This is a genomic window from Sodalis glossinidius str. 'morsitans', from assembly GCF_000010085.1.
Taxonomy (GTDB): Bacteria; Pseudomonadota; Gammaproteobacteria; order Enterobacterales; family Enterobacteriaceae; genus Sodalis; species Sodalis glossinidius.
Genome location: NC_007712.1, coordinates 258,318 through 279,409 on the forward strand (window position 1 = coordinate 258,318; position 21,092 = coordinate 279,409).

Below are 21,092 nucleotides of genomic sequence, written 5' to 3' on the forward strand. Positions count from 1 at the left end.
CGGGTGGGTACTCGCTAATGCGGAGGACATGCCGCCTGCCATCATCATCGCAACTGTCAGAGCAGTTAATTTTTTCATCGTAATTTACCTTCTTTTTAATGATTTCATCGCACTGCCGATGAAATCTTGTCACTGTTATCGCCAAAATCCATCAGGGTGTCATAAACCACGTTTCGTACCTTGGAGGCGCTAGGATTTTTTTGGGTGATTGCCGAGCTGGAAAAAGGCGCGACCATATCGATATTCAAAGAACGTTGTCCGTCTGCCATCGCCTCTTTCCGCACTAACACCCTGTGGGCGGAAGAAAACTTTGATGCGTGTTTGCATGGCCAGCAATAAATCGGAACTCTCCTCGTTAGCGTCTACTTTGGGAATTTCTTTCACGTTGAGCCAAAAGAGTTTTTCGCTGTTTCCCTGCCGGATCTGCGGATCCACTATATTTACTCGCAGCGTGACTTTATGATGCGCTTTAATTTGCGCAACCGGCGGCTCAACCAACAGTTTTTCCTGAGCTTGTCCGCTGCTGTTTTCCAACCAGCTTTGCATTAAGAAATCATTGTCGGTAGGGTTCTCTACCATGATAGAGGCAGACTGCTCACTGGCAGGGAATATCAACCGCGTGCCATCCAGGATTAATGCGGCCCTGGCTGAAAATAAGGGCGCGGCTAACAGCATGGAGTTATGCTCATTTCTGGTGTATGAGGTTTCGGAGAGGGTGGCGTATGCTGCTGATTGATTTCGTGGATGATTTCAACAACAGAGAGATGATACGCCATGAAAAAGTCTACCCTACAGGTCTCCGCAGAACCAGATATTACCAGTGATCCCTTGCATGAACTCATCCGTCATGGTGCCAGACAACTGATGGCCGCCGTCTTGACGATGGGCGTCATGCCGTCGTCCGTAACGGTTATTTGCCACAGCGTTCAACAGCGCGTTGCTGCCGCCTTATCTGAAGCGAGCAAAAAGCGTCGAAGCGTTGCTGCCATGGCTGTATCTGCGAGGCATATCCACCGGTGATTTTCATGAAGCCCTGGGGGCGCTACTCGGTGAAAAAGCCCATGGCCTCTCCGCGAGTACCATCAGCAGACTGAAACAGCAATGGCTTGAAGTGCACAGGCAATGGTGCCTGCGTGATTTAAGCGATACGCGCTACGTTTATTTCTGGGCTGATGGCATATACAGCCATGTCAGGCAAGATGATCGCCTTTGCCTACTGGTCATTATCAGGCGTCACTGAGCATGGACGTCAGGAGCTGGTTGCGGTCGAAGAGGGTTATCGAGAATCAGAAGCAAACTGGGCCGAACTTCTCAATGGCCTGCAAGCAGGTGGCCTAACCGTATCTCCCAAGCTGGCTACGGGAGACGGTGCCCTTGGTTTTTGGAATGCAATGCAAATATATTCCCGGACACGCAGCACCAACGCTGTTGGGTGCACAAAACGTCTAATGTGCTAGCTTCACTCCCCAAAACCATGCAACCGAAAGTTAAGGCTGAGCTTCGGGAGATCTGGCTAGCAGAAAGCCGCGATGCTGCTAATGACGCTTTTGATGTTTTGTTGGCAAGGTTTTCAGCGAAGTATCCTGCAGCGATGAAGAAGCTGGAGAAAGATCGAGAAGAACTGCTGGCATTCTACGACTTCCCGTCAGAGCTCTGGGCATCAATAAGAACGACAAAGCCGATTGAATCGGCTTTTGCGACTGTGAGGCTACGAAGCAGACGCGCAAAGAAGTGTGGTTCGAGAGAAACCACCCTGTCAATGGTATTTAAGCTGCTCCAGTCTGCTCAGAAAAGCTGGAACCGGCTAAGAGGATTTGACCTGCTGACCCTGGTGGTAAACAACGTCCAATTTCAGGATGGAGAACAGATTCACGAAACATCAGAGCAGAGCGTAGCCTGATCGCCATACACCAGATTTGATAATAACTCAACAGCATGACAGGCAGGATAACGCCGCCAAGTCGACGAAAAAGGATAGACATAATACCTCACCGTTTTAGATGGAGTGACTGCATTAAGAGGTAAGCCGGAGGGTAAGAGTAAAGTCACAGGTCATCATACTATTCCGGGATTACTGCTCTGTACGTCTCGGAAAATGCATTTTCCTGTGCATCTATTTATGGTTGGTATTATTAAACTTTCTTTCTAAACCAATATTAAATGAAAAAGATTAGCATGGGCTTCTTTTGTTAAAAATGCAACACGAATGTTACTTGTCAATCAGGGAAAAAGGAGTTGATGCCATAAGTTTATTTTGGTTGTTAAACTATTGATCGATTGTTGCGTTTATAAAGTGATCTGTTAATATACCTTAATAAGATAGATGATTCTCTTAACCATTGCCCAGGTCTGGTTCACCGCTGAACAGATTTACCAGTTAAAAACGCGTTATAAACGCACAGCAACCCGCTGCGCCGAAACCGGCGTGGGTCATTGAGTCGAGTCGTTGTGGCAGTTTTTTCACCCTCTGACGGGCTTTGTTGAATAAATCAGAACTTGTGACTATGCCCCCCCTAGCAGATCGATTGTTATGCGATCCGGATGCTGTTCGGCATTCCTAACAGCGTCATTTTGTTAAGCGCTTTGACCATCGCTATTGCCTCACCTACCTGCGCATCATAGTCACGCAGACTTAGATGATCGCCCATAAGCGTTTTGAACCGGAATATCGCTGTTTCAGCCACTGAGCGTCGATGATAGCCCACTTGCTTTTTCCATACATCGTTACTGCCGCTTAGACGCTGATTCGCAACGGCGTAGTTACGCTCATGGTATCGGTCTGGCCAATATTGCGCCTCACCTCGTGGAGGAATAAGAGGCCTTATTTTCTTCCTCAGCAGAGCATCATGACAGTAGCGGGTATCGTAAGCGCCATCAGCCGACGCTTCCCTGATTTTCCGCAGGGTCTGGTTTATCAGAGCGGGTAGGGCCTGAGTATCCGTCGTACCGCCGAGCGATAAGTCAGCACAGATAATCTCATGCGTTACACTGTCTGCGGCCATATGCAGCTTACGCCACACCCTCCGTCTGTCGGCACCATGCTGTCGGACTTTCCATTCGCCTTCGCCAAAGACCTTCAGGCCGGTTCCGTCAATGACTAGAGGTGAGATTTCACCACGGGTCGGCGTTTTTATGCTGATCTTAACTGTCTTTGTTCGCTTGCTGATCAGCGACTAGTTGGTTATTTTAAACTTTTGCTTTGCCATGGAGTGCAGATGTTGAAATGACGGTAGTGATCTGAGCAGACGATCACCTAAAAGTTATATTTATTCAACAAAGCCCCTCTGACGGGTAATTTTTGGCACGCATCAGCAACCGCAAACGCAGTAATGAGATAAAAACGCCACGGTGCGACAGCGACAGTGGGAAATGCCACTTAAGCATCGCTGACCTAATGCCCTGTAGGGGACTGCAAGGCAGTAAGGTTACACGGGATATATCTCATTGAACGACTGTCCCTGCTGCTCAGTTGCAAGACCGGCGGAACGGCTGTGACTAGATGAAAAAGCAAACGCCTTTAGCCGCTGGCTGTGTGTTCTAACTGTGCAAGCAGGCTTTGAAATTCTGCCGCGTTCGACGATAGGAAGTTAGTACCGATCTTGAAGATTTAACTATCCTGGAGGTAGGCAAGAAGCAGGCCAAAAAAGACAGGGTTTAACGATAAAAAGGCGGATGATTTATGGGCTGCTATGACCGCTGGCGGTTCCTTCATGCCCTATTATACAAACCTGCTTAGCGTTGTGATGGTGTTCTTCTGCCGCATACAACCGGCAGGACTATCCTCTTAAAAGAGTGGGATAGGAAGACTGGGATCTAACAGTCCCGAAGGAACACAGTAAAGGCGGTGAAAAGAGTGTCTGGAGAAACCCTAAAGGTATGTGCCGATTGGTAGAAGATAAGACGATAAAAAACTATTTTGCCTATCTGCTCGGGGCTATCAAGAAGAGTGAGGCCGCGAACCAATGAGGGCGCAGTAACGATAAATAACTGTGTCATGCAGGATCGTGGACATTGCACGATTTAAGGCGCGCGCTTGCAACGCATAGGAATAATATGGGCATCGCACCGCATGCGGTTGAGCCATTGCTGGAGCAGTCAACGCCGGGCATCAGGGCGATTTCTAATCGTAGTCTGTACTTGCCTGCAAAGCTGGACACTCAATACAGGGGGCGCGTGTTGATTTCTGACGGCCAATAGTGAAAATATTATCTTTTTAAGCTTGGTGATAGACTATATTGTATAATAAAAATCTCCCAACTATATCACTTATGCCAGATTTACAGGGAGAAAAAAGCGGACGTATTTTCAGATAATAAGAATTATTGAATGGATATTAACTCTCATCCGAATGGGAAGTCTCAATGTCGTGCATGGTTTTATCCAGTACGGATAAACACTTCGCCCCCCACAGGCTCTCTGAACCATGTGCCATTAGAACGGCGCAAGTTTTTGTATAATAGGCGTAAATTTCGTCATGTGTTGGTTCAATAAACGGAATGCCACATATTTCATCAACATTGTGTTTGTCTACAAATTTTAACGTTTACACCGGATTTTTAGATAGAGCATCAGCCATTAAGATGTTTAAACCATTCCTGGAATGACGTCATGCCAAAGAATGGTTTGTTTTTGAAAACAGGATAGAGTGCTATTCAGTGAACTTTGCCTTCTGAGATATAAGTGGCGATTTTTTCATACTCTAACTCCGATAATTTATTCATGTCTTGAGTGAGAATGGCGGACTGTACTTTGTCAAACAGCTTCTGCTCAGATGTGCTCATCTGATGGAAAGAACAGGAGCTAATAAGCAGGATGATGGGTATTAAATGTTTTCCTTTCATTTTACGATTAACTCCTTGTCGTCGCTATCTGCGATTTCTTTTCTGACGTTGAAAGATGCAACGATACAACCATTCGAAGCCGTGCCATGACCGTTGTCATCATGAATAAGAAAGCCATCATGGTTGAACATCAATTGCCAGGGTATGCTGTAAAACGAAGAACAAAACGCCCGGCAGTAGGATGGTTAGCCATAGGGTGACCAATCCGATATTTCCCCCTGGGTAAGGAGCCCTTTTTGATATAACTCTCGAAGTCTGGATTATCCTTATACCCTTCAGCACCCGAATACATTGCATTGAATTTATATTCTCCATTACGCGCAAAGGATTTTTTTCTTACATCATACGTCTATGTTACTATGTTATCCTTGTTTAAAATGGCGCGTTGTAACGCCATGTTTATTTATGTATCAGGCGCGTTCTTTCCATGAGTCTGAATGCTGGATATTTCCGTCACAGTATTTCCATGTGATTATTGCATAACGCAAAGTGATTGATTCCAAATGATTCATATTCTCTATGCTTTTAATGTTGTGCATCAGGGGGTTAACAGAAACAACTATGACACCTTCGAGAAGAATATTAAAATATTCCTCTTCCTGTCCAGCATGGTTAATGCGATACCATTTAATTTCAGCACTTTTGAGTGTCTGCCCTGAAGATACTGCTTTGTATAGGTAGGGGCTTGATGAGTCGAACTCTTTTTCAAATTCCATCTCACTGTGAATGCGTGTTCCAGTCAGTTTTCCTGTGTGGCTGTCGGTAGGTATGCTCAGGCCATGCATAAAGCTGAGAATTTCAATACTCCCCTCTCGATCCCGCACGTCAACTAACCCTTTAATATCTGCGCCGCCGTCATCTTTCAGCCACAGGTAAGCAGGAATAGCCATAGGTAACTCCTTGTCATTATTTTCGTTGTAAAACACGATACACATTCTACAGGGAATTGTAGATTCAACTTAAATCAATGCATAATGGGGTTTATTTAATTTCCTGGCATAGAAATGGTAAATGATCTTTATCCATGCTTATTCGTGATAATCTCTGACGAGGGTTTTCACTAGATTTCATGTATATCTCTAACAGTGGCACTCAGAGGTAAGCCGCCGCTGGCCGTTAAATTAAGCTGCAGAAAATAATGTCTGTGGAATGCAAAAAAAAAGATTTAACGGCCTCCCCAGGCAACGCGGGTTTCACGTTTCAACAGGCTTTGTTGAATAAATATAACTTTTAGGTGATCGTCTGCTCAGATCACTACCGTCATTTCAACATCTGCACTCCATGGCAAAGCAAAAGTTTAAAATAACCAACTGGTCCACTTACAACAAAGCTCTCAAGCAGCGCGGGGCTCTGACGATATGGCTGGATGAGTCGGCAATTGTTGATGGACGGAAAGAACAACGCCTGAACGGCGTGGCCGGCCGCTTCACTACGCAGATATGGCTATCACCACTGTTCTGATGATGAAACGCGGTTTGGCCTTTCGTTAAGGGCTTTACAGGGCTTCGTTGACGCCATTTTTAAATTGATGGTACTGCCGCTAAGATACCCAGACTACTCGCTGATCAGCAAGCGAGCAAAGACAGTTAAGATCAGCATAAAAACGCCGACCCGTGGTGAAATCTCACCTCTAGTCATTGACGGAACCGAATGGAAAGTCCGACAGCATGGTGCCGACAGACGGAGGGTGTGGCGTAAGCTGCATATGGCCGCAGACAGTGTAACGCATGAGATTATCTGTGCTGACTTATCGCTCGGCGGTACGACGGATACTCAGGCCCTACCCGCTCTGATAAACCAGACCCAGCGGAAAATCAGGGAAGCGTCGGCTGATGGCGCTTACGATACCCGCTACTGTCATGATGCTCTGCTGAGGAAGAAAATAAGGCCTCTTATTTCTCCACGAGGTGGGGCGCAATATTGGCCAGACCGATACCATGAGCGTAACTACGCCGTTGCGAATCAGCGTCTAAGCAGCAGTAACGATGTATGGAAAAAGCAAGTGGGCTATCATCGACGCTCAGTGGCTGAAACAGCTATATTCCGGTTCAAAACGCTTATGGGCGATCATCTAAGTCTGCGTGACTATGATGCGCAGGTAGGTGAGGCAATGGCGATGGTCAAAGCGCTTAACAAAATGACGCTGTTAGGAATGCCGAACAGCATCCGGATCGCATAACAATCGATCTGCTAGGGGGGCGTAGTCACAAGTTCTGATTTATTCAACAAAGCCGTTTCAACACTGACTTTAACGAGAAACCACGACATCAAAAATGGCTTGAACTCTGCCTAGAAATAACCGCCCTCAACATCCAGATGCGCATCATCCTGGATAAAGCCATTAAGGATAAACGCAACTTGACCGCCGACGAGGCCAAACAGTTCGACGAACTGTGCGCCAAAGTTAACTCGCTAAAAGCTACTCTCCCGTCTGGAAGCGCTGACCGATGAAAAGCGCAATCAGCCTGTTGAACCAATATACGGCAAGAAAGTCTCCAACAACAAGCTGCGTCACAACATCCTGACGGGTGAAACCCGTGCATTTCCGACGGTTTGAGTTCCAATGGCGGGTCAATAACACTTCCACATTGCCTGTAATCTGCATCATATGGGGCTTTAAGTATGGGACAGGGCATTGACTCACCTTTATCATAAGCGCAGCACAGAAGAATAAAAACACGTGACGTTAAAAAAGTGTTTGAACCATGATGATTTTTAGCTTCTGTTGAATCTGTATCTATCATCATCATTCTGACCTTTAAAATGCCCCATGGTGAAAAGCGTTCTGCTACCGTTGTTTTTAACCCTCATCGGCTCAGGTGTTGCTCATGCGGCATTAAAGGCTCCCTATACCGGGCCGGATTGCTCTGCTAAGAGAGATGGGAGGATTGTTGGCGGTATTACTGACAGCCTCCAGCTTGATCACCCGGTGAATGAGAAGCACATGCAATACTTTGACAAGTTGATCGGTAGGGGGATTACAAAGAAAATCACCCGGTTTTCTTCTGAAAAAATCAGTAAGGCTGAAGCAAAACGCCTGATGTTACGCCGTGCAAAAATGAATGGAATTAAGGAATCTGAAATTAAGGATACAGCCCTGGAAAATCAGTATCTTATTGATGTGGACTTTTACAGACAATATTATCTGATAAAATCGAGTCAAGGATTTGAAGCGATAGCGGAGTATTACTCATTATTCTTGCACGGAAAATGGCCTGTCGGCTTAAAGGAAGGGGAATCCTGTGCTAATGATCTGGAGCACATTTATATCATTTCAGAAACAATAGATGGGCACACTATCGATTTTGGTTCTCCTTATTGAAAGGGCTTTACATCGCTGCGTTTATCATCCCTAGTATTTTTTTGCGCGTCCCAGGGCCTTAAACCGGGTGTCTTTTCCATTTGCATTCCCACCGTTAATCTGGTGGGAAACTTAATTAAAATTATTACATTCTGCATGGAGTTTAGTTTACGATTCTGCCAAAAGATACAGGATGTTCTCACCGCCAACGAAAGATTGGTTGCTACTGACTCTGAATGATTTATCAAATCTTGATGAATTCTTTTCTGTGTTTATCGTAATTTTCGCGTCCTGTCAGGTGTAATATCCCCCTGCCAATGAACTTAGGACCATCGCCAGGATATTTATTCCCGACATTATGACCGGCATTTGTGCCTGGCTCATATTCTTGGCCGCCGTGTTTTGGGATCTCCGTCAAGGAAAGAAAATAAGCCGTTTCACAGCAGGATTGTGCCAGAAAGTGTGCGACCTGAGTTTTGTCGTGATTTCATAGACAGGAAACCAGATATTCATGTGCAAAGGGAGCGCGTGAAAATTTGGCCGCTGTCTGTTTTGCTTATTGACGACAATTTTATAAAGTCTGGGGCCTGCTGTCGCCATCGGCATATCCGGTGTAATCTCAATCATGCCGTTATCCGCTCGTTCCATGAGTCGGTAAATTGCACGTTGCCGTCACAGATTTTCCAGGTAATTTTTCCGTAACCTTTACAGAAATCGAAAAAAACCACCTGCTGACCTCCTCCGCGCCACGCCTACCGACCGTTTCGCAGCCTATGAGAAAGGGTTCAAGTCGGGTGTGATGTGCCCGTATGAAGCCCGTGAACGGGAAGAGATGCTGCCGCGTGAAGGGGGTGACGAATTCAGCCAGGGATGGAAACCAGAATTTCAAGTCAAGACCTCTGGCACGGCAGATGACGAATGAGAGCCGGCAAGATGTAGCGCTGTATCACCTTTCAGATAGTAGCTGTACGCTCCTATCTGTACCCGTTACAGCCCGCGTCAGTGCTTGCCTGAGTCCAATTTGATACAGGGGTACAGCAAAAACAGCACAACCATCAAAAGCCGCGAGTTGTTCTCATGCTTGCAGTATCGTTAAACAGGACAGGTATCAACCATTGTATAAACATCAATAAAAAAAGGCGCTTCACCAGAGGATAAAACGCCTTTAAAACAATTTTTTATATTGAAACTATCAGTTCATGCCGTATTTTTTCAATTTCTTACGCAGGGTGCCGCGGTTGATGCCCATCATCTGCGCCGCGCGGGTCTGATTGCCGCGGGTGTATTGCATGACCATGTCCAACAAAGGCTGTTCTACTTCAGCCAGTACCAGCTCATAGAGGTCGTTGACGTCCTGACCGTTCAGTTGAGCAAAATAGTTCTTCAGTGCTTGCTTTACCGAGTCACGCAGGGGTTTTTGCGTTACCTGATCCTGAGAGTTAACGGTGGAAACGGTCAGTACGTCAGAATTTACGCGTTGTTCGAACATAGTTCTGTCTGCTCTTTTTTCTATTACGCAAGATTTGCAAAGTATGCCTCCAACGCCTCCAGCTGTTCGCTGGCATCCTCTATGGCGTTGAATGTGCGCCTAAACTGGTTGTCAGGGGCATGCGCCTGTAAAGACCAGGCCACGTGCTTACGAGCGATGCAGAATCCCTTGCCTGGACCATAAAAGTCGTGCAATTTCCTAACATGCTCCATCAACAAATGCTTCACCTCGCCTAACGGCAGCGGCAGCAGCAGTTCCCCCGTATCCAGATAATGCTGGATTTCCCGGAAGATCCAGGGTCTTCCTTGAGCGGCGCGGCCTATCATCAGGGCGTCCGCCCCTGTGTAATCCAGCACCGCTCTGGCTTTCTGCGGGTCAGTAATGTCTCCATTGGCGATAACCGGAATGGAAACACACTGCTTAACTGCCCGAATACTGTCGTACTCCGCGTTGCCGTTGAACAGGCAGGCGCGGGTGCGGCCATGAATCGTGATGGCCTGTATACCACAATCTTCGGCCAATTGGGCAATTTGTACACAATTTCGGTGATCCGGCGCCCATTACCGCGATCAGGATCTGCTTGATGAGATCCGGATATTGCAGTAATGCCGAGCCCGCCAGTTTACGGTTCACTTTCTTGGCTGGGCAACCCATGTTGATATCAATCAGCTGCGCGCCGTTCGCCACGTTGATGACGGCGGCGGCGGCCATATCAGCAGGATCGCAACCGGCGATTTTCACCGCCTGGATACCGGGTTTATCACTATGTACCATGCGCAAACGCGACTTATCGGTCCGCCACAACTCAGGGTTAGAGGAGAGCATCTCCGAAACCGTCATTCCCGCCCCCATTGCGTGACATAAGGCTCTGAACGGGCGATCTGTCCACCGGCCATCGGAGCCGCAATCAGGCAATTAGCGAGCTGGAGGTGTCCAATACGCATGGACAAAAAGAGAGACCATACTGTGTCCGCAAGGGCGCGTATATTACGCATTTTTTTCATCAGATGAAAGGCCAAACTTTGAACAATTATGTGCCGGCGATCAATGATTTCAGTCTTTTTTCCGCAATGATTAATCTTTTCTCAATAAATACATTAAGTTAACAAAAATAGTCCATTTTGTATGATTATCATTTTTTCCTCAGCCCGCCGATGAGGGTGGGCCGGAAGATGAAGCGGGTCCCGTCGCCGCGTGCACTATTCGCGCCGTGGTGCATTACGTCTTTAACGTTGTGCGCGCTCCCCGCAGCAGTGCGATTCGTTTTCAGCGTCGCGTGCCGGTAATCCGGCACCACTCCTCTTTTTCGGCCACCGGATCGAGGGAGAAGGCTGCGGCATAGGCCTGTGCCACGCTTTCGGCCTGGCTGGCCAGGATGCCCGACAGACCCAGATAGCCGCCCGGCAGCGGCAAATCAATGATAAGCGGTGCCAGCTCGCGTAGAGGCCCGGCAAGGATGTTCGCCACCACCACGTTGGCATGCAGGTCTTGCGGCTGCTGTTGCGGCAGATACAGCGTCAAAAGTTCCGCTACACCGTTACGCTGAGCGTTGTCGCGGCTGGCCAGAATCGCCTGCGGGTCGATATCAATACCGACAGCGTGCGCAGCGCCCAACTTCAAGGCGGCGATGGCCAGAATGCCGGAACCACAGCCGAAATCGATAACCGTCTTGCCGCGCAGATCGAGACCGTCCAGCCATTGCAGGCATAGCGCGGTGGTCGGGTGCGTGCCGGTACCGAAAGCCAGGCCAGGATCGAGCATCACATTCACCGCCTGTGGGTCCGGCACCGGGCGCCAGCTGGGGCAAATCCACAGCCGTTCGCCGAAGCGCATGGGATGAAAATTGTCCATCCATTCCCGCTCCCAGTCTTTATCCTCTAGCTGCTCGATTTTGTAAGTGAAATCGGCGCCAAGCAGCGGATGGGTCTTTAGTACGTCCAAAACCGTCGCTATATCAGTTGCGGCGTCATACAGGCCGATGACATCGGTATCGCCCCACAGGCGCGTCTCGCCCGGTAGAGGCTCATATACGGGGACATCGTGGGTATCTTGAAAGGTCACCGACACCGCCCCGCTTTCCGTCAGCGCGTCGCTTAGGGTATCCGCCTGTTGGCCGGTGGTGGTGATTTTGAGTTGTATCCAAGGCATAGCGGTTCTCATTATTACGGTTAAACGGCGGCAGCGGCGGGGCGCTCGAAGCGGTTGCCCGCCAGAAACGCCGCCAGCAGGCTCAGTGCCAGCGCCAATACGATCGGGTGAAAGCCGCCCAGTTGCAGATGGAAACCGGCCAACGCGGCATAGCTTCCCCCGCCGATTATCATGCTGCTTATGGCGCTGGCGGCGTTGGCCCATTCCCAATAAAGCCCCAGTACCAGCGGCCAGAGGAATACCGCTTCCATTCCGCCGAACGCCAGCAAGTTTAGCCAGTTAATCATTTCCGGTGGACGCCAGGCGGCCAGCAACAGCAGCAGGCCCAATACCAAGGTGACCAATCTCGATATGCGCTTCAGGCGGCGTGCACTACCGCCACCAGCAGGATGGTGGTGCCCAAGAGCATGACCAGCCCTTGAAAGGCGTCATTGAGCACGCTGGCGCGAAAGCCGCCGAAGGCGGTATAGAGCGCGATGCTGATGCCGAAAATCAGCAGGCCGGTATCGTAGGGGATGCCGGCAGCGGTTTCCAGCAGGCGGGCGCCGCCGACAAATTGTACCGTCATGGCGCCGATAAACGCCACCAGCAGACTGATGCTGGCAAGCCATACCAGCAGCGGCTACCAAAACGGGCCAACAGCATATCGTTAAGGGTGACCTTGTTATAACTCCTGGCAAGAATGGCGAATTTTTTGCCCAAGACGCCCAGAGATAACCACACCGCCGGCAATTGAATAATCGATAACAGCACCCAGCCGAGACCGTATTTATAGGCGGCGCCCGGCCCGCCGATGAAAGAGTTGGCGCTGATATAGGTGGCGGTAATGGTCATCGCCAGAACAAAACCGCCCATTGAACGGTTGCCGAGAAAGTATTCCTGTAGAAAATTGCCCTGTGCGCGCTGACGGAAGGCATACAACGAGAGCAGGAACACCAGCGCCAGGTAAGGTAGGCTACAAGCGGCACTATCACGTCACTGCGCATCGCTGTCCTCCAGCGAAATATCGCGATAGATTATCCGCACCATCAGTCAGCACAGGCCGATAAACAGCAACGGCACCCACAGACAGGCCATCTCGAACCAGTGAGGCAGGCCAGTGATACCTGGGCCATTATCCGGCAGGTAAGCCGCCAAAATCCAGGCTGCCAGATAGGCCAGGGTCAGGCCGAAGGCCCATCGCGCTTCACGATGAGCCTGAAGGAATCGTTTATCCATAATGATCTTCGCCGTAAAAAAGTTAACGCTTGCCGCAAAACGCACGCGTTTACGGCACGTGGACGCTTTGCCGGGCGTTCATCGCCGTTATAGCAAAAGGCCGGTGTTTAACCGGCCTTGACGTATCGTGCGCAAGCGTAAGGGCTATTGCCCTGGCGCTTAGGTTTCCTGCAGCCCGAGCTTCTTCTCCAGATAATGGATGTTGGTTCCACCCTGCTGGAAATGCTCGTCGTTCATAATCTTCAACTGAAGATCGATATTGGTTTTGATGCCGTCGATAATCAGCTCCGCCAGCGCATTTTTCATGCGGGCGATAGCCACGTCCCGAGTTTCACCAAAGCAGATAAGCTTGCCTATCATCGAGTCGTAATAAGGCGGTACTGAGTAACCGGCATAAATATGCGATTCCCAACGTACGCCCAAGCCGCCCGGCGCGTGGAAGCGGGTGATTTTGCCCGGACTCGGCAGGAAGCTTGTGGGATCCTCTGCATTGATACGGCACTCCACCGCGTGACCGGATACTTTCACCTCGTCCTGCTTCAACGAGAGAGGCTGTCCAGCGGCGATGCGCAACTGCTCCTTGATAAGATCCACCCCGGTGATCATCTCGGTAACCGGATGTTCTACCTGAATACGGGTATTCATCTCGATAAAGAAAAATTCACCGTTCTCGTAGAGGAATTCAAAAGTACCGGCGCCGCGATAGCCGATTTCCACGCAGGCTTTGGCGCAGCGCTCGCCGATAAAATGGCGCAGTTCCTCGGTGATGGTCGGGGCCGGCGCTTCTTCTACCACTTTCTGGTGACGGCGCTGCATGGAGCAGTCGCGTTCAGCGAGATAAAGCGCATTGCCCTGACCGTCCGCCAGCACCTGGATCTCGATATGGCGCGGATTCTCCAGGTACTTCTCCATGTAGACCATATCGTTATTGAACGCGGCCTTCGCTTCGGCGCGGGTCATACGGATTGAGGCTTCCAGCTCTTTGTTGCTGCGCACCACGCGCATCCCGCGCCCGCCGCCGCCGCCGGAAGCCTTGATGATTACCGGATAGCCGATGCGGTTAGCGATGGCGCGGTTTTTATCCATATCCTCCCCGACCGGTCCGTCAGAACCGGGGACGCAGGGGACGTCGGCTTTTTTCATCGCGTTGATGGCGGAAACTTTATCACCCATCAGCCTAATGGTTTCCGCGTGCGGGCCGATAAAGATAAAGCCAGAACGTTCCACCTGCTCGGCGAAATCGGCGTTCTCGGACAGAAAACCGTAACCCGGGTGGATAGCCACCGAGCCGGTAATTTCTGCCGCAGAGATAATTGCAGGGATATTGAGGTAACTTTTTACCGAAGGCGGTGGGCCGATGCAGATAGTCTCATCGGCCAGCAGCACATGTTTCAGGTCACGGTCGGCGGTGGAGTGTACCGCCACGGTTTTGATACCCAGTTCTTTGCACGCGCGCAGAATACGCAATGCAATTTCACCGCGGTTTGCGATGACGATTTTATCTAGCATTTGGCGCCTCGTTATTCGATGACGACCAGCGGCTCGTCGAATTCAACCGGTTGACCGTTGTCCAGCAGGATAGCTTTCACCACGCCGGCTTTGTCCGATTCAATCTGGTTCATCATTTTCATCGCTTCAACGATACAAAGGGTGTCGCCAACGTTGACCTTCTGACCGACCTCGACGAAAGGTTTCGCATCCGGGCTAGGGGTGCTGTAGAACGTCCCCACCATCGGCGAGCGCACCATGTGACCGCTCATGGTCGCGGGCACGGCGGCCGGGGCCGCGGACTGTTGCTGCACCGCAGGGATATAAGCCTGTTGCATCATCGGATAGGCCGGTTGAGCCGTAGCACGACTGATACGAACCGATTCTTCACCTTCAGAAATTTCCAGCTCGGAAATGCCGGATTCTTCAACCAGTTCAATCAGTTTCTTGATCTTACGAATATCCATGAGTGGGGTTCCATACTCTAATTAATTGGATGTGGACAGGCGTTTGACCGCCGTCTGTAAAGCAAAGTGATACCCATCGGCGCCGAGGCCGCATATAACGCCAATCGCAATATCGGACAGATAGGAGTGATGACGGAAAGGTTCCCGCGCATGGACATTGGAGAGGTGAATCTCAATGAACGGGATGTTTACCGCTAACAGCGCATCGCGCAGGGCGACGCTGGTATGGGTAAACGCCGCGGGGTTGATAACGATAAAATCGGTATTGCCCCGGGCCTGATGGATACGGTCGATCAGCGCATGCTCCGCATTGGATTGAAAATGGCTGAATTCTGCCCCCAAGCTGCCGGCCAGCGCGCTCAGGTCCGCGGTAATGTCGGCAAGCGTGGTATGACCATACTTGTCCGGTTCGCGGGTGCCGAGCAAATTCAGGTTCGGCCCATTGAGAAGCAAAATGTGGAACTTATCGGCCATTGTGCGGCGATCTCCCTTCAATTTACGTTACCACGTAGAAAATAACCAACGGTAAACGATTTGTCATCTTTTTGCTGACATTTCGGTGCTGATTTGCCATCGGGGTCAGGCATTATAATGATATCGCGGATTTTCGCAGCAAATTACTGGCGGTATCTGCGAAGATATCTTTTAATGGCCTGTTTCGGGCGGGAGGTAAATACGTTCTTCCAGCGCGAACCGCTTGAAAATATCGGCCATGTCCAGCGTCATCGGTTTCGCCCTCGCCCTCGCCCTCGCCCTCGCCCTCGCCCTCGCCCTCGCCCTCGCCCTCGCCGTCGATGCGGATCTGCCACCCCTCGGTTTTTAACCCGCCGGCGTGTGCGGTGGGGTCCGCCTTATCCAGTCCGAATTCGTAAAAATTATTGTAACCGGTGACCTTGTCTACTGGGGTCAGCGGCGTTTTCAGGTGCCACGCCGCCGGTTGGGTAAAGTCCAGCGGCTTGCCCAGCGGCGGCTCTACCGCCTTATCCCGACTGAAAAATGACAGCAGATCGGCACGCGCCGAGGGAGACAGGCTGAGGGTAGCCGCGGTAATGCCTAGCGCTTTCAATACCTTGTGGCGCTGGAAAAACACGTCCTCGGCGGTGACGTCGGCCTCGCGTAAGGGGGCAAAGGTTTCATGGCGGACTCCAGCGGAAAAATTTTAGTGCCGGTTTCAGTATGACGTATAAATTGCGTTTTTATTCGCTGACGGAAACGGCTATTTTTAATGCAGCCCGTGAACGAATACCGGTAACCTTCTTTTGTTATGGAGTTCAGGGATGCGACTCAACGTCCGACTCTCGGCCATGACGGCCATGTTTTGTGCACTGGTGACGCTGCTGATGCTGGCGGGCAGCGCATTGAGTTATTTCAGGTTACACCAGCAACGCCTGGACAGGCAGTTGACGGCAATGGCCGACAGTTTTGATCGCCTGATGTTGACCGAGCCGCTGTCTTCCATGACGCCCTGGCTGCCACTGGCGATGGATAGCGCCGGTATCACCCAACTGACGCTGCAACGCCAAGGGGAAACGGTTTACCGCCTGGCGCTGCCGCCAGGCAACGGGCGCGGCGACCCGTTATCCGACACCCAGCGGCAGCGGGAATTGCCCTTGCCGCGCCATCCTGATTACCGGTTGGTTATCTCCTACACCGACACGCTGGCCAGCGATGTACATTCCCTGCGCGCAACCGCGCCGGTCAGCGTGGCGCTGGGGTTAATCATCGTGTTTTTGTTCCTCGCTCTGCGCTGGCTGCGACGGCAAATACAGCCGCAAGAGTCGCTGGAAACACGCGCCAGACGCATTATCTACGGCGAGCGGGACAACGTAGGTGAACAGCCGGATGAAATGCCCACTCTGACCGGCAGTGCGATTGATCGGCTGCTGCGCGATTTGGCGCAGGCGCGCGAGCAGCGTAGTCGGGTCGATATCTTAATCCGTGCTTTCGCCGCCCAGGACGCGCGTACCGGTTTGACCAACCGGCTGTCGTTCGAGAGCCAACTGGCGCTGCAGCTTGAGGATAATCAGGATGTCGGCGCCCACGGCGTGGTGCTGTTGATTATGCGACCGGACCCGGAGCGGCTGGTGGAGCGGCTGGGGCCGACCCATGCCGCGGCGATTGACGGCGCCCTGATCAATCTAGTGTCGGTATCACTCAAACGCTATCCGGACGCGTTGCTGGCGCACTATTTCCGCGACGATCTGGCGGTTCTGCTACCGCATCGCTCGTTAAAAGAGGCGGAATCGCTGACCCAACAACTGCTGGGCGCGCTGGCCATCCTACCGGATATACCCGCCACCTGTCGCGATGATCTGCTGCATATCGGCGTAAGCGCCTACCGCCCCGGCCAGACGGCGGTGGAGGTGATGGAGAGCGCCGAACATGCCGCCCGTGAGGCAGGACTGCAGGGGGGCAACGGCTGGTCGGTCTACGATAACCGCGTGCCGCAGCAGGCGCGGGGTAATGTCAAATGGCGCACCCTGCTGGAGAACACGCTGGCCGGCGGTGGCCCGCAATTGCTCATCCGTCCCGCTTTCGGCCGTGACGGCGCGCTCGATCATTACGTGGTTATCAATCGTATCCATGATGGCGGAGATACCTTGACGGCCGCTGAATTCCTGCCGGTAATGCGTCAACTTGGCCTGGTGCAGCGTTATGAACGCCAGCAACTATTACGCCTGATCGCGCTGTTGTCCCAATTGCCCGGTGTAGTGTTATCTATCGCGGTAAGTGTAGACTCACTCTTACAGCGCGATTTCCGCCGCTGGTTGCGCGATACCCTTATGCAGTGCGGTAAATTGATGCGTAGCCAAATTATGTTTGAACTTGTTGAGGCTGATCTCTGTCAACACTTGGAGCCGTTACGTCCGGCGCTGCGCCTGTTGGCCGGACTCGGTTGCCTGCTAACGGTCAACCGGGCGGGGATGACCCTGGTCAGTACCGGTTATATCAGTCTGGTACCGATTTCGGTCATCAAACTGCATCCCGGTTTGGTGCGCGATATCGACCAGCGTCAGGAGAATCAGCTGTTCGTGCAAAGTTTGCCGGAAGCTTGCCTGGGCACCCGGACGCGGGTTTTTGCGACCGGCGTGCGCAGCGTGCGCGAGTGGCAAACCTTGCTGGATAATGCCGTGGCGGGGGGCGAGGGGGATTTTTTCGCACCGATCGCGCCGTTAGGAGAGTTGCTAAAAAAATATTCACGATTTGATCCGAGATTAGTATAAAGGTCCGTGCAAAATTAACGTACAATACGCCTCAACAGCCTCACACGTTAGTGGGCGCTCACAATGCACGAATAAAGGAATTTACCAGATTCTGACCCTTATATTCGTCATATTGAACGTCAGAAAAAGTGATAATCTCGCACTTCGCCTGGCTAATAATCTGCAGAGGAAATTTCTTCGGTAAGTGTGAATGTTAACGGGGACGTATTTTTCATAGAAGTCGCGCGTTTTTACGCCTTGTCGCTGCTTCTCGTGGTTGGTAAAGTAGGCGGATTTAATTTTTCGCTCCAGCTTGCAGGATTATCCTTCAGTTATGTTTAAAAAATTTCGTGGCATGTTTTCCAATGACTTGTCCATCGACCTGGGTACCGCCAATACCCTCATTTATGTAAAAGGACAGGGCATTGTCTTGAACGAACCTTCCGTCGTTGCCATTCGTCAGGACCGCGCCGGCTCACCGAAAAGCGTTGCGGCCGTCGGCCATGAAGCGAAGCAGATGCTGGGGCGTACGCCCGGCAACATCGCGGCCATCCGGCCGATGAAGGATGGAGTTATCGCCGATTTCTTCGTCACCGAGAAAATGCTGCAGCACTTTATCAAACAGGTCCACAGCAACAGCTTCATGCGGCCCAGCCCGCGCGTGCTGGTCTGCGTTCCGGTGGGGGCGACCCAGGTAGAGCGCCGAGCGATTCGCGAATCCGCGCAGGGCGCGGGCGCGCGCGAAGTGTTTTTGATTGAAGAACCCATGGCTGCCGCCATCGGCGCCGGCCTGCCGGTCTCTGAAGCGACGGGATCGATGGTGGTGGATATCGGCGGCGGCACCACCGAGGTCGCGGTTATTTCGCTTAATGGCGTGGTGTACTCTTCTTCCGTGCGCATTGGCGGCGATCGCTTCGATGAAGCTATTATTAACTATGTGCGCCGCAATTACGGCTCGCTGATCGGCGAGGCCACAGCGGAGCGGATCAAACACGGTATCGGTTCCGCCTATCCGGATGACGAGGTGCGCGAGATTGAAGTGCGCGGCCGCAATCTGGCCGAGGGCGTGCCGCGCGGTTTCACCCTGAACTCGAATGAGATTCTGGAAGCGCTGCAGGAGCCGTTAACCGGTATCGTGAGCGCGGTGATGGTGGCGTTGGAGCAGTGCCCGCCAGAGCTGGCCTCCGATATATCCGAGCGCGGTATGGTGCTTACCGGCGGTGGTGCTTTGCTGCGTAATCTCGATCGCCTGCTGATGGAAGAAACCGGAATCCCGGTTGTGGTAGCGGAAGATCCGCTCACCTGCGTCGCCCGCGGCGGGGGCAAGGCACTGGAGATGATCGATATGCACGGCGGTGATTTGTTCAGCGAAGAATAACCTGCCTCGAAAAGGGGGGAACCGTCCGGGTGAATGCGGCAATGGGCAGTCCCGGACGGCGCCCTCCTTTTTTGTTGAGGAAAACGCATAGTTTATGAAGCCGATTTTCAGCAGAGGCCCTTCTCTGCAACTGCGACTTTTTCTGGCGGTCATGGTGGCTATTGCCGCCATTATCGCCGACAGCCGGCTGGGGACGTTCGTGAAAATCCGTACCTATATGGATACGGCCGTCAGTCCCTTCTACTTCCTGGCGAATGGCCCGCGTCAGATGCTGGATAATGTGTCGCAGACGCTGGCGACCCGCGCCCAGCTGGCGCTGGAAAACCGGGCGCTACGCCAGGAGTTGCTGTTAAAGAACAGCGAGCTGCTGCTGCTGGGCCAGTATAAGCAGGAAAACGCCCGGCTGCGCGAGCTGCTGGGCTCGCCGCTGCGCCAGGATGAACAGAAAATGGTCACCCAGGTGATCTCCACCAGTACCGATCCCTATAGCGACCAGGTAGTGATCGACAAGGGGCTGGATAATAGCGTTTATGTAGGTCAGCCGGTCATCAGCGACAAAGGCGTGGTGGGCCAGGTGATTGCCACCAGCAAGCTGACCAGCCGCGTGCTGCTGATTTGCGACTCTTCCCATGCGCTGCCGATTCAGGTACTTCGCAACGATATCCGAGTGATCGTTGCCGGCAACGGTTGCACCGAGGATTTACAGCTGGAGCATTTGCCGGGCAATACCGATATCCGCGTCGGCGATGTGCTGGTGACCTCCGGTTTGGACGGCCGCTTCCCGGAAGGGTATCCGGTGGCGGTTGTGTCTTCGGTAAAAGTCGATACCCAGCGTGCCTACACTGTCATTCAGGCTCGACCCACCGCTGGTTTGCAGCGTTTGCGCTATCTGCTATTGCTATGGGGCGCCGACCCGCGCGGCGAAGTGCCGCTGCCGCCCGATGAGGTCCACAGGGTGGCCAATGAGCGCCTGATGCAGATGATGCCGCAGGTGCTGCCGCCGCCTGATGCCATGGGTCCGCCGCCGCGGCGGCCGTTGTTCAGCGGCGCGGGAGAGCGGCAATGAACCGGTATCACCGCCACGGCGGCTGGATCATTTGGCTCTCATTCCTTATCGCGATTGTTCTGCAAATCATGCCCTGGCCGCCCCAGCTGTATCTTTTTCGTCCCTCCTGGCTCAACCTGCTGCTCATTTACTGGGTGATGGCGTTGCCGCATCGGGTTAATGTAGGCACCGGGTTTATCCTCGGGCTGATAATGGATCTGATCCTCGGCTCAACGCTGGGCGTGCGCGCCCTGGCGCTCAGTATTCTCGCCTATCTGGTAGTATTCAAATTTCAGTTATTTCGCAACATGGCCTTTTGGCAACAGGCGCTGATTGTGATACTGCTGTCATTAACAACCCAGGTGATCGTATTCTGGGCGGAATTTTTAGTGATTAATATTTCATTCCGCCCGGAAATATTCTGGAGCAGCGTGGTGGATGGCGTATTGTGGCCCTGGCTGTTTCTGCTGATGCGCAAAATACGCCGTCAATTTGCCGTGCAGTAGCGATAGAA

At 51.9% G+C, this 21,092-nt stretch carries 17 protein-coding genes and 9 pseudogenes; 11 read left to right on the forward strand and 15 right to left on the reverse strand.

All coding sequences use genetic code 11. From position 1 onward, the window contains the following. Nucleotides 1–104: 104 nt before the first annotated feature. Together SGP1_RS35990 and SGP1_RS01315 are read right to left on the reverse strand one after the other, a co-directional pair. The gene (locus SGP1_RS35990; RefSeq protein WP_148203329.1) at nucleotides 105–269 is read right to left on the reverse strand and encodes a hypothetical protein; all 165 of its coding nucleotides are present in this window, start codon (nucleotides 267–269) and stop codon (nucleotides 105–107) included. After that, the gene (locus tag SGP1_RS01315; protein WP_041866518.1) at nucleotides 190–675 is read right to left on the reverse strand and encodes a fimbrial biogenesis chaperone; all 486 of its coding nucleotides are present in this window, start codon (nucleotides 673–675) and stop codon (nucleotides 190–192) included. The genes SGP1_RS35990 and SGP1_RS01315 overlap by 80 nt, the downstream gene beginning before the upstream one ends. 99 nt (nucleotides 676–774) lie before the next feature. On the opposite strand from SGP1_RS01315, the pseudogene SGP1_RS01320 reads away from it, so the two are divergent. Beyond that, nucleotides 775–1,900: pseudogene (locus tag SGP1_RS01320) on the forward strand (IS256 family transposase). A gap of 628 nt (nucleotides 1,901–2,528) precedes the next feature. On the opposite strand, the pseudogene SGP1_RS01325 reads toward SGP1_RS01320, so the two are convergent. Beyond that, nucleotides 2,529–3,173: pseudogene (locus SGP1_RS01325) on the reverse strand (IS5 family transposase); the annotation flags it as partial. 326 nt (nucleotides 3,174–3,499) lie between these two features. Between SGP1_RS01325 and SGP1_RS35995 the strand changes: the two are divergent. Together SGP1_RS35995 and SGP1_RS36000 are read left to right on the forward strand one after the other, a co-directional pair. Further along, nucleotides 3,500–3,862 (forward strand): annotated as a pseudogene (locus SGP1_RS35995) (integrase); the annotation flags it as partial. A 56-nt stretch (nucleotides 3,863–3,918) separates the two neighbouring features. Then, a pseudogene (locus SGP1_RS36000) lies at nucleotides 3,919–4,155 on the forward strand (integrase); the annotation flags it as partial. Between the two features lie 497 nt (nucleotides 4,156–4,652). Here SGP1_RS36000 and SGP1_RS30500 read toward each other — a convergent pair. Then, a complete protein-coding gene (locus SGP1_RS30500) occupies nucleotides 4,653–4,841 on the reverse strand; it encodes a hypothetical protein (protein WP_041866520.1) in 189 nt (62 codons plus the stop codon). Between the two features lie 410 nt (nucleotides 4,842–5,251). After that, the gene (locus SGP1_RS01335) at nucleotides 5,252–5,731 is read right to left on the reverse strand and encodes an Hcp family type VI secretion system effector (RefSeq protein WP_011410012.1); all 480 of its coding nucleotides are present in this window, start codon (nucleotides 5,729–5,731) and stop codon (nucleotides 5,252–5,254) included. 391 nt (nucleotides 5,732–6,122) lie between these two features. Between SGP1_RS01335 and SGP1_RS01340 the strand changes: the two are divergent. The 3 genes and pseudogenes from SGP1_RS01340 (at nucleotide 6,123) to SGP1_RS01350 (ending at nucleotide 8,163) form a co-directional block, all read left to right on the forward strand. After that, a pseudogene (locus SGP1_RS01340) lies at nucleotides 6,123–7,020 on the forward strand (IS5 family transposase). A 137-nt stretch (nucleotides 7,021–7,157) separates the two neighbouring features. Next, the gene (locus SGP1_RS34855) at nucleotides 7,158–7,292 is read left to right on the forward strand and encodes a hypothetical protein (protein ID WP_279379427.1); all 135 of its coding nucleotides are present in this window, start codon (nucleotides 7,158–7,160) and stop codon (nucleotides 7,290–7,292) included. A gap of 319 nt (nucleotides 7,293–7,611) precedes the next feature. Continuing rightward, on the forward strand, nucleotides 7,612–8,163 hold the full coding sequence (locus tag SGP1_RS01350) for a hypothetical protein (protein WP_011410013.1): 552 nt from the start codon (nucleotides 7,612–7,614) through the stop codon (nucleotides 8,161–8,163). A 393-nt stretch (nucleotides 8,164–8,556) separates the two neighbouring features. Here SGP1_RS01350 and SGP1_RS28920 read toward each other — a convergent pair whose 3' ends face one another. Next, on the reverse strand, nucleotides 8,557–8,769 hold the full coding sequence (locus SGP1_RS28920; RefSeq protein WP_148203330.1) for a hypothetical protein: 213 nt from the start codon (nucleotides 8,767–8,769) through the stop codon (nucleotides 8,557–8,559). A 103-nt stretch (nucleotides 8,770–8,872) separates the two neighbouring features. Between SGP1_RS28920 and SGP1_RS32365 the strand changes: the two are divergent. After that, nucleotides 8,873–9,064 (forward strand): annotated as a pseudogene (locus SGP1_RS32365) (phage portal protein); the annotation flags it as partial. 270 nt (nucleotides 9,065–9,334) lie between these two features. On the opposite strand, the gene fis reads toward SGP1_RS32365, so the two are convergent. The 9 genes and pseudogenes from fis to SGP1_RS01400 all read right to left on the reverse strand — a co-directional run. Beyond that, nucleotides 9,335–9,631, reverse strand: a complete 297-nt coding sequence (gene fis, locus SGP1_RS01360) for a DNA-binding transcriptional regulator Fis (protein ID WP_011410014.1) — start codon at nucleotides 9,629–9,631, stop codon at nucleotides 9,335–9,337. Nucleotides 9,632–9,654: 23 nt separating this feature from the next. Beyond that, nucleotides 9,655–10,575 (reverse strand): annotated as a pseudogene (gene dusB / locus SGP1_RS01365) (tRNA dihydrouridine synthase DusB). Between the two features lie 322 nt (nucleotides 10,576–10,897). Continuing rightward, nucleotides 10,898–11,779: a 50S ribosomal protein L11 methyltransferase gene (prmA, locus tag SGP1_RS01370; RefSeq protein WP_011410015.1), complete on the reverse strand. Its 882-nt coding sequence runs from the start codon at nucleotides 11,777–11,779 to the stop codon at nucleotides 10,898–10,900. Nucleotides 11,780–11,799: 20 nt separating this feature from the next. Beyond that, nucleotides 11,800–12,765, reverse strand: a pseudogene (locus SGP1_RS01375) (sodium:solute symporter family transporter). 46 nt (nucleotides 12,766–12,811) lie between these two features. Continuing rightward, on the reverse strand, nucleotides 12,812–12,997 hold the full coding sequence (locus tag SGP1_RS01380; protein ID WP_050747917.1) for a YhdT family protein: 186 nt from the start codon (nucleotides 12,995–12,997) through the stop codon (nucleotides 12,812–12,814). A gap of 159 nt (nucleotides 12,998–13,156) precedes the next feature. Further along, nucleotides 13,157–14,506 carry an acetyl-CoA carboxylase biotin carboxylase subunit gene (gene accC, locus SGP1_RS01385; RefSeq protein WP_011410016.1) on the reverse strand — a complete coding sequence of 450 codons (1,350 nt, stop codon included), beginning with the start codon at nucleotides 14,504–14,506 and terminating at the stop codon, nucleotides 13,157–13,159. Between the two features lie 11 nt (nucleotides 14,507–14,517). Further along, nucleotides 14,518–14,952, reverse strand: a complete 435-nt coding sequence (gene accB, locus SGP1_RS28930; protein ID WP_011410017.1) for an acetyl-CoA carboxylase biotin carboxyl carrier protein — start codon at nucleotides 14,950–14,952, stop codon at nucleotides 14,518–14,520. 21 nt (nucleotides 14,953–14,973) lie between these two features. Continuing rightward, nucleotides 14,974–15,426: a type II 3-dehydroquinate dehydratase gene (aroQ, locus tag SGP1_RS28935; RefSeq protein WP_011410018.1), complete on the reverse strand. Its 453-nt coding sequence runs from the start codon at nucleotides 15,424–15,426 to the stop codon at nucleotides 14,974–14,976. Nucleotides 15,427–15,621: 195 nt separating this feature from the next. Beyond that, nucleotides 15,622–16,042 (reverse strand): annotated as a pseudogene (locus SGP1_RS01400) (hypothetical protein); the annotation flags it as partial. Between the two features lie 187 nt (nucleotides 16,043–16,229). On the opposite strand from SGP1_RS01400, the gene csrD reads away from it, so the two are divergent. From csrD to mreD, 4 genes are all read left to right on the forward strand, one after another. Continuing rightward, nucleotides 16,230–18,176 (forward strand): RNase E specificity factor CsrD, encoded by a 1,947-nt coding sequence (gene csrD / locus SGP1_RS01405; RefSeq protein WP_011410019.1) that lies wholly within the window; start codon nucleotides 16,230–16,232, stop codon nucleotides 18,174–18,176. A gap of 313 nt (nucleotides 18,177–18,489) precedes the next feature. Continuing rightward, nucleotides 18,490–19,533 (forward strand): rod shape-determining protein MreB, encoded by a 1,044-nt coding sequence (gene mreB / locus SGP1_RS01410; protein ID WP_011410020.1) that lies wholly within the window; start codon nucleotides 18,490–18,492, stop codon nucleotides 19,531–19,533. A gap of 94 nt (nucleotides 19,534–19,627) precedes the next feature. Then, nucleotides 19,628–20,599: a rod shape-determining protein MreC gene (gene mreC, locus SGP1_RS01415; protein WP_011410021.1), complete on the forward strand. Its 972-nt coding sequence runs from the start codon at nucleotides 19,628–19,630 to the stop codon at nucleotides 20,597–20,599. After that, entirely contained in the window at nucleotides 20,596–21,084 is a 489-nt protein-coding gene (gene mreD, locus SGP1_RS01420) for a rod shape-determining protein MreD (protein WP_011410022.1), read from the forward strand. The genes mreC and mreD overlap by 4 nt, the downstream gene beginning before the upstream one ends. The last annotated feature ends 8 nt before the right edge of the window (nucleotides 21,085–21,092 follow it).

Excerpts from the sequence above, each read along its gene's own strand:
- SGP1_RS28920 (WP_148203330.1), bottom strand. The coding sequence starts at position 8,769 with ATGATTGAGATTACACCGGATATGCCGATGGCGACAGCAGGCCCCAGA.
- SGP1_RS01350 (WP_011410013.1), top strand. The coding sequence starts at position 7,612 with ATGGTGAAAAGCGTTCTGCTACCGTTGTTTTTAACCCTCATCGGCTCA.
- SGP1_RS34855 (WP_279379427.1), top strand. The coding sequence starts at position 7,158 with ATGCGCATCATCCTGGATAAAGCCATTAAGGATAAACGCAACTTGACC.
- mreB (WP_011410020.1), top strand. The coding sequence starts at position 18,490 with ATGTTTAAAAAATTTCGTGGCATGTTTTCCAATGACTTGTCCATCGAC.
- accB (WP_011410017.1), bottom strand. The coding sequence starts at position 14,952 with ATGGATATTCGTAAGATCAAGAAACTGATTGAACTGGTTGAAGAATCC.
- SGP1_RS01380 (WP_050747917.1), bottom strand. The coding sequence starts at position 12,997 with ATGGATAAACGATTCCTTCAGGCTCATCGTGAAGCGCGATGGGCCTTC.
- fis (WP_011410014.1), bottom strand. The coding sequence starts at position 9,631 with ATGTTCGAACAACGCGTAAATTCTGACGTACTGACCGTTTCCACCGTT.
- SGP1_RS35990 (WP_148203329.1), bottom strand. The coding sequence starts at position 269 with ATGGCAGACGGACAACGTTCTTTGAATATCGATATGGTCGCGCCTTTT.
- mreC (WP_011410021.1), top strand. The coding sequence starts at position 19,628 with ATGAAGCCGATTTTCAGCAGAGGCCCTTCTCTGCAACTGCGACTTTTT.
- SGP1_RS01335 (WP_011410012.1), bottom strand. The coding sequence starts at position 5,731 with ATGGCTATTCCTGCTTACCTGTGGCTGAAAGATGACGGCGGCGCAGAT.
- csrD (WP_011410019.1), top strand. The coding sequence starts at position 16,230 with ATGCGACTCAACGTCCGACTCTCGGCCATGACGGCCATGTTTTGTGCA.
- mreD (WP_011410022.1), top strand. The coding sequence starts at position 20,596 with ATGAACCGGTATCACCGCCACGGCGGCTGGATCATTTGGCTCTCATTC.
- SGP1_RS01315 (WP_041866518.1), bottom strand. The coding sequence starts at position 675 with ATGCTGTTAGCCGCGCCCTTATTTTCAGCCAGGGCCGCATTAATCCTG.
- prmA (WP_011410015.1), bottom strand. The coding sequence starts at position 11,779 with ATGCCTTGGATACAACTCAAAATCACCACCACCGGCCAACAGGCGGAT.
- accC (WP_011410016.1), bottom strand. The coding sequence starts at position 14,506 with ATGCTAGATAAAATCGTCATCGCAAACCGCGGTGAAATTGCATTGCGT.
- aroQ (WP_011410018.1), bottom strand. The coding sequence starts at position 15,426 with ATGGCCGATAAGTTCCACATTTTGCTTCTCAATGGGCCGAACCTGAAT.
- SGP1_RS30500 (WP_041866520.1), bottom strand. The coding sequence starts at position 4,841 with ATGAAAGGAAAACATTTAATACCCATCATCCTGCTTATTAGCTCCTGT.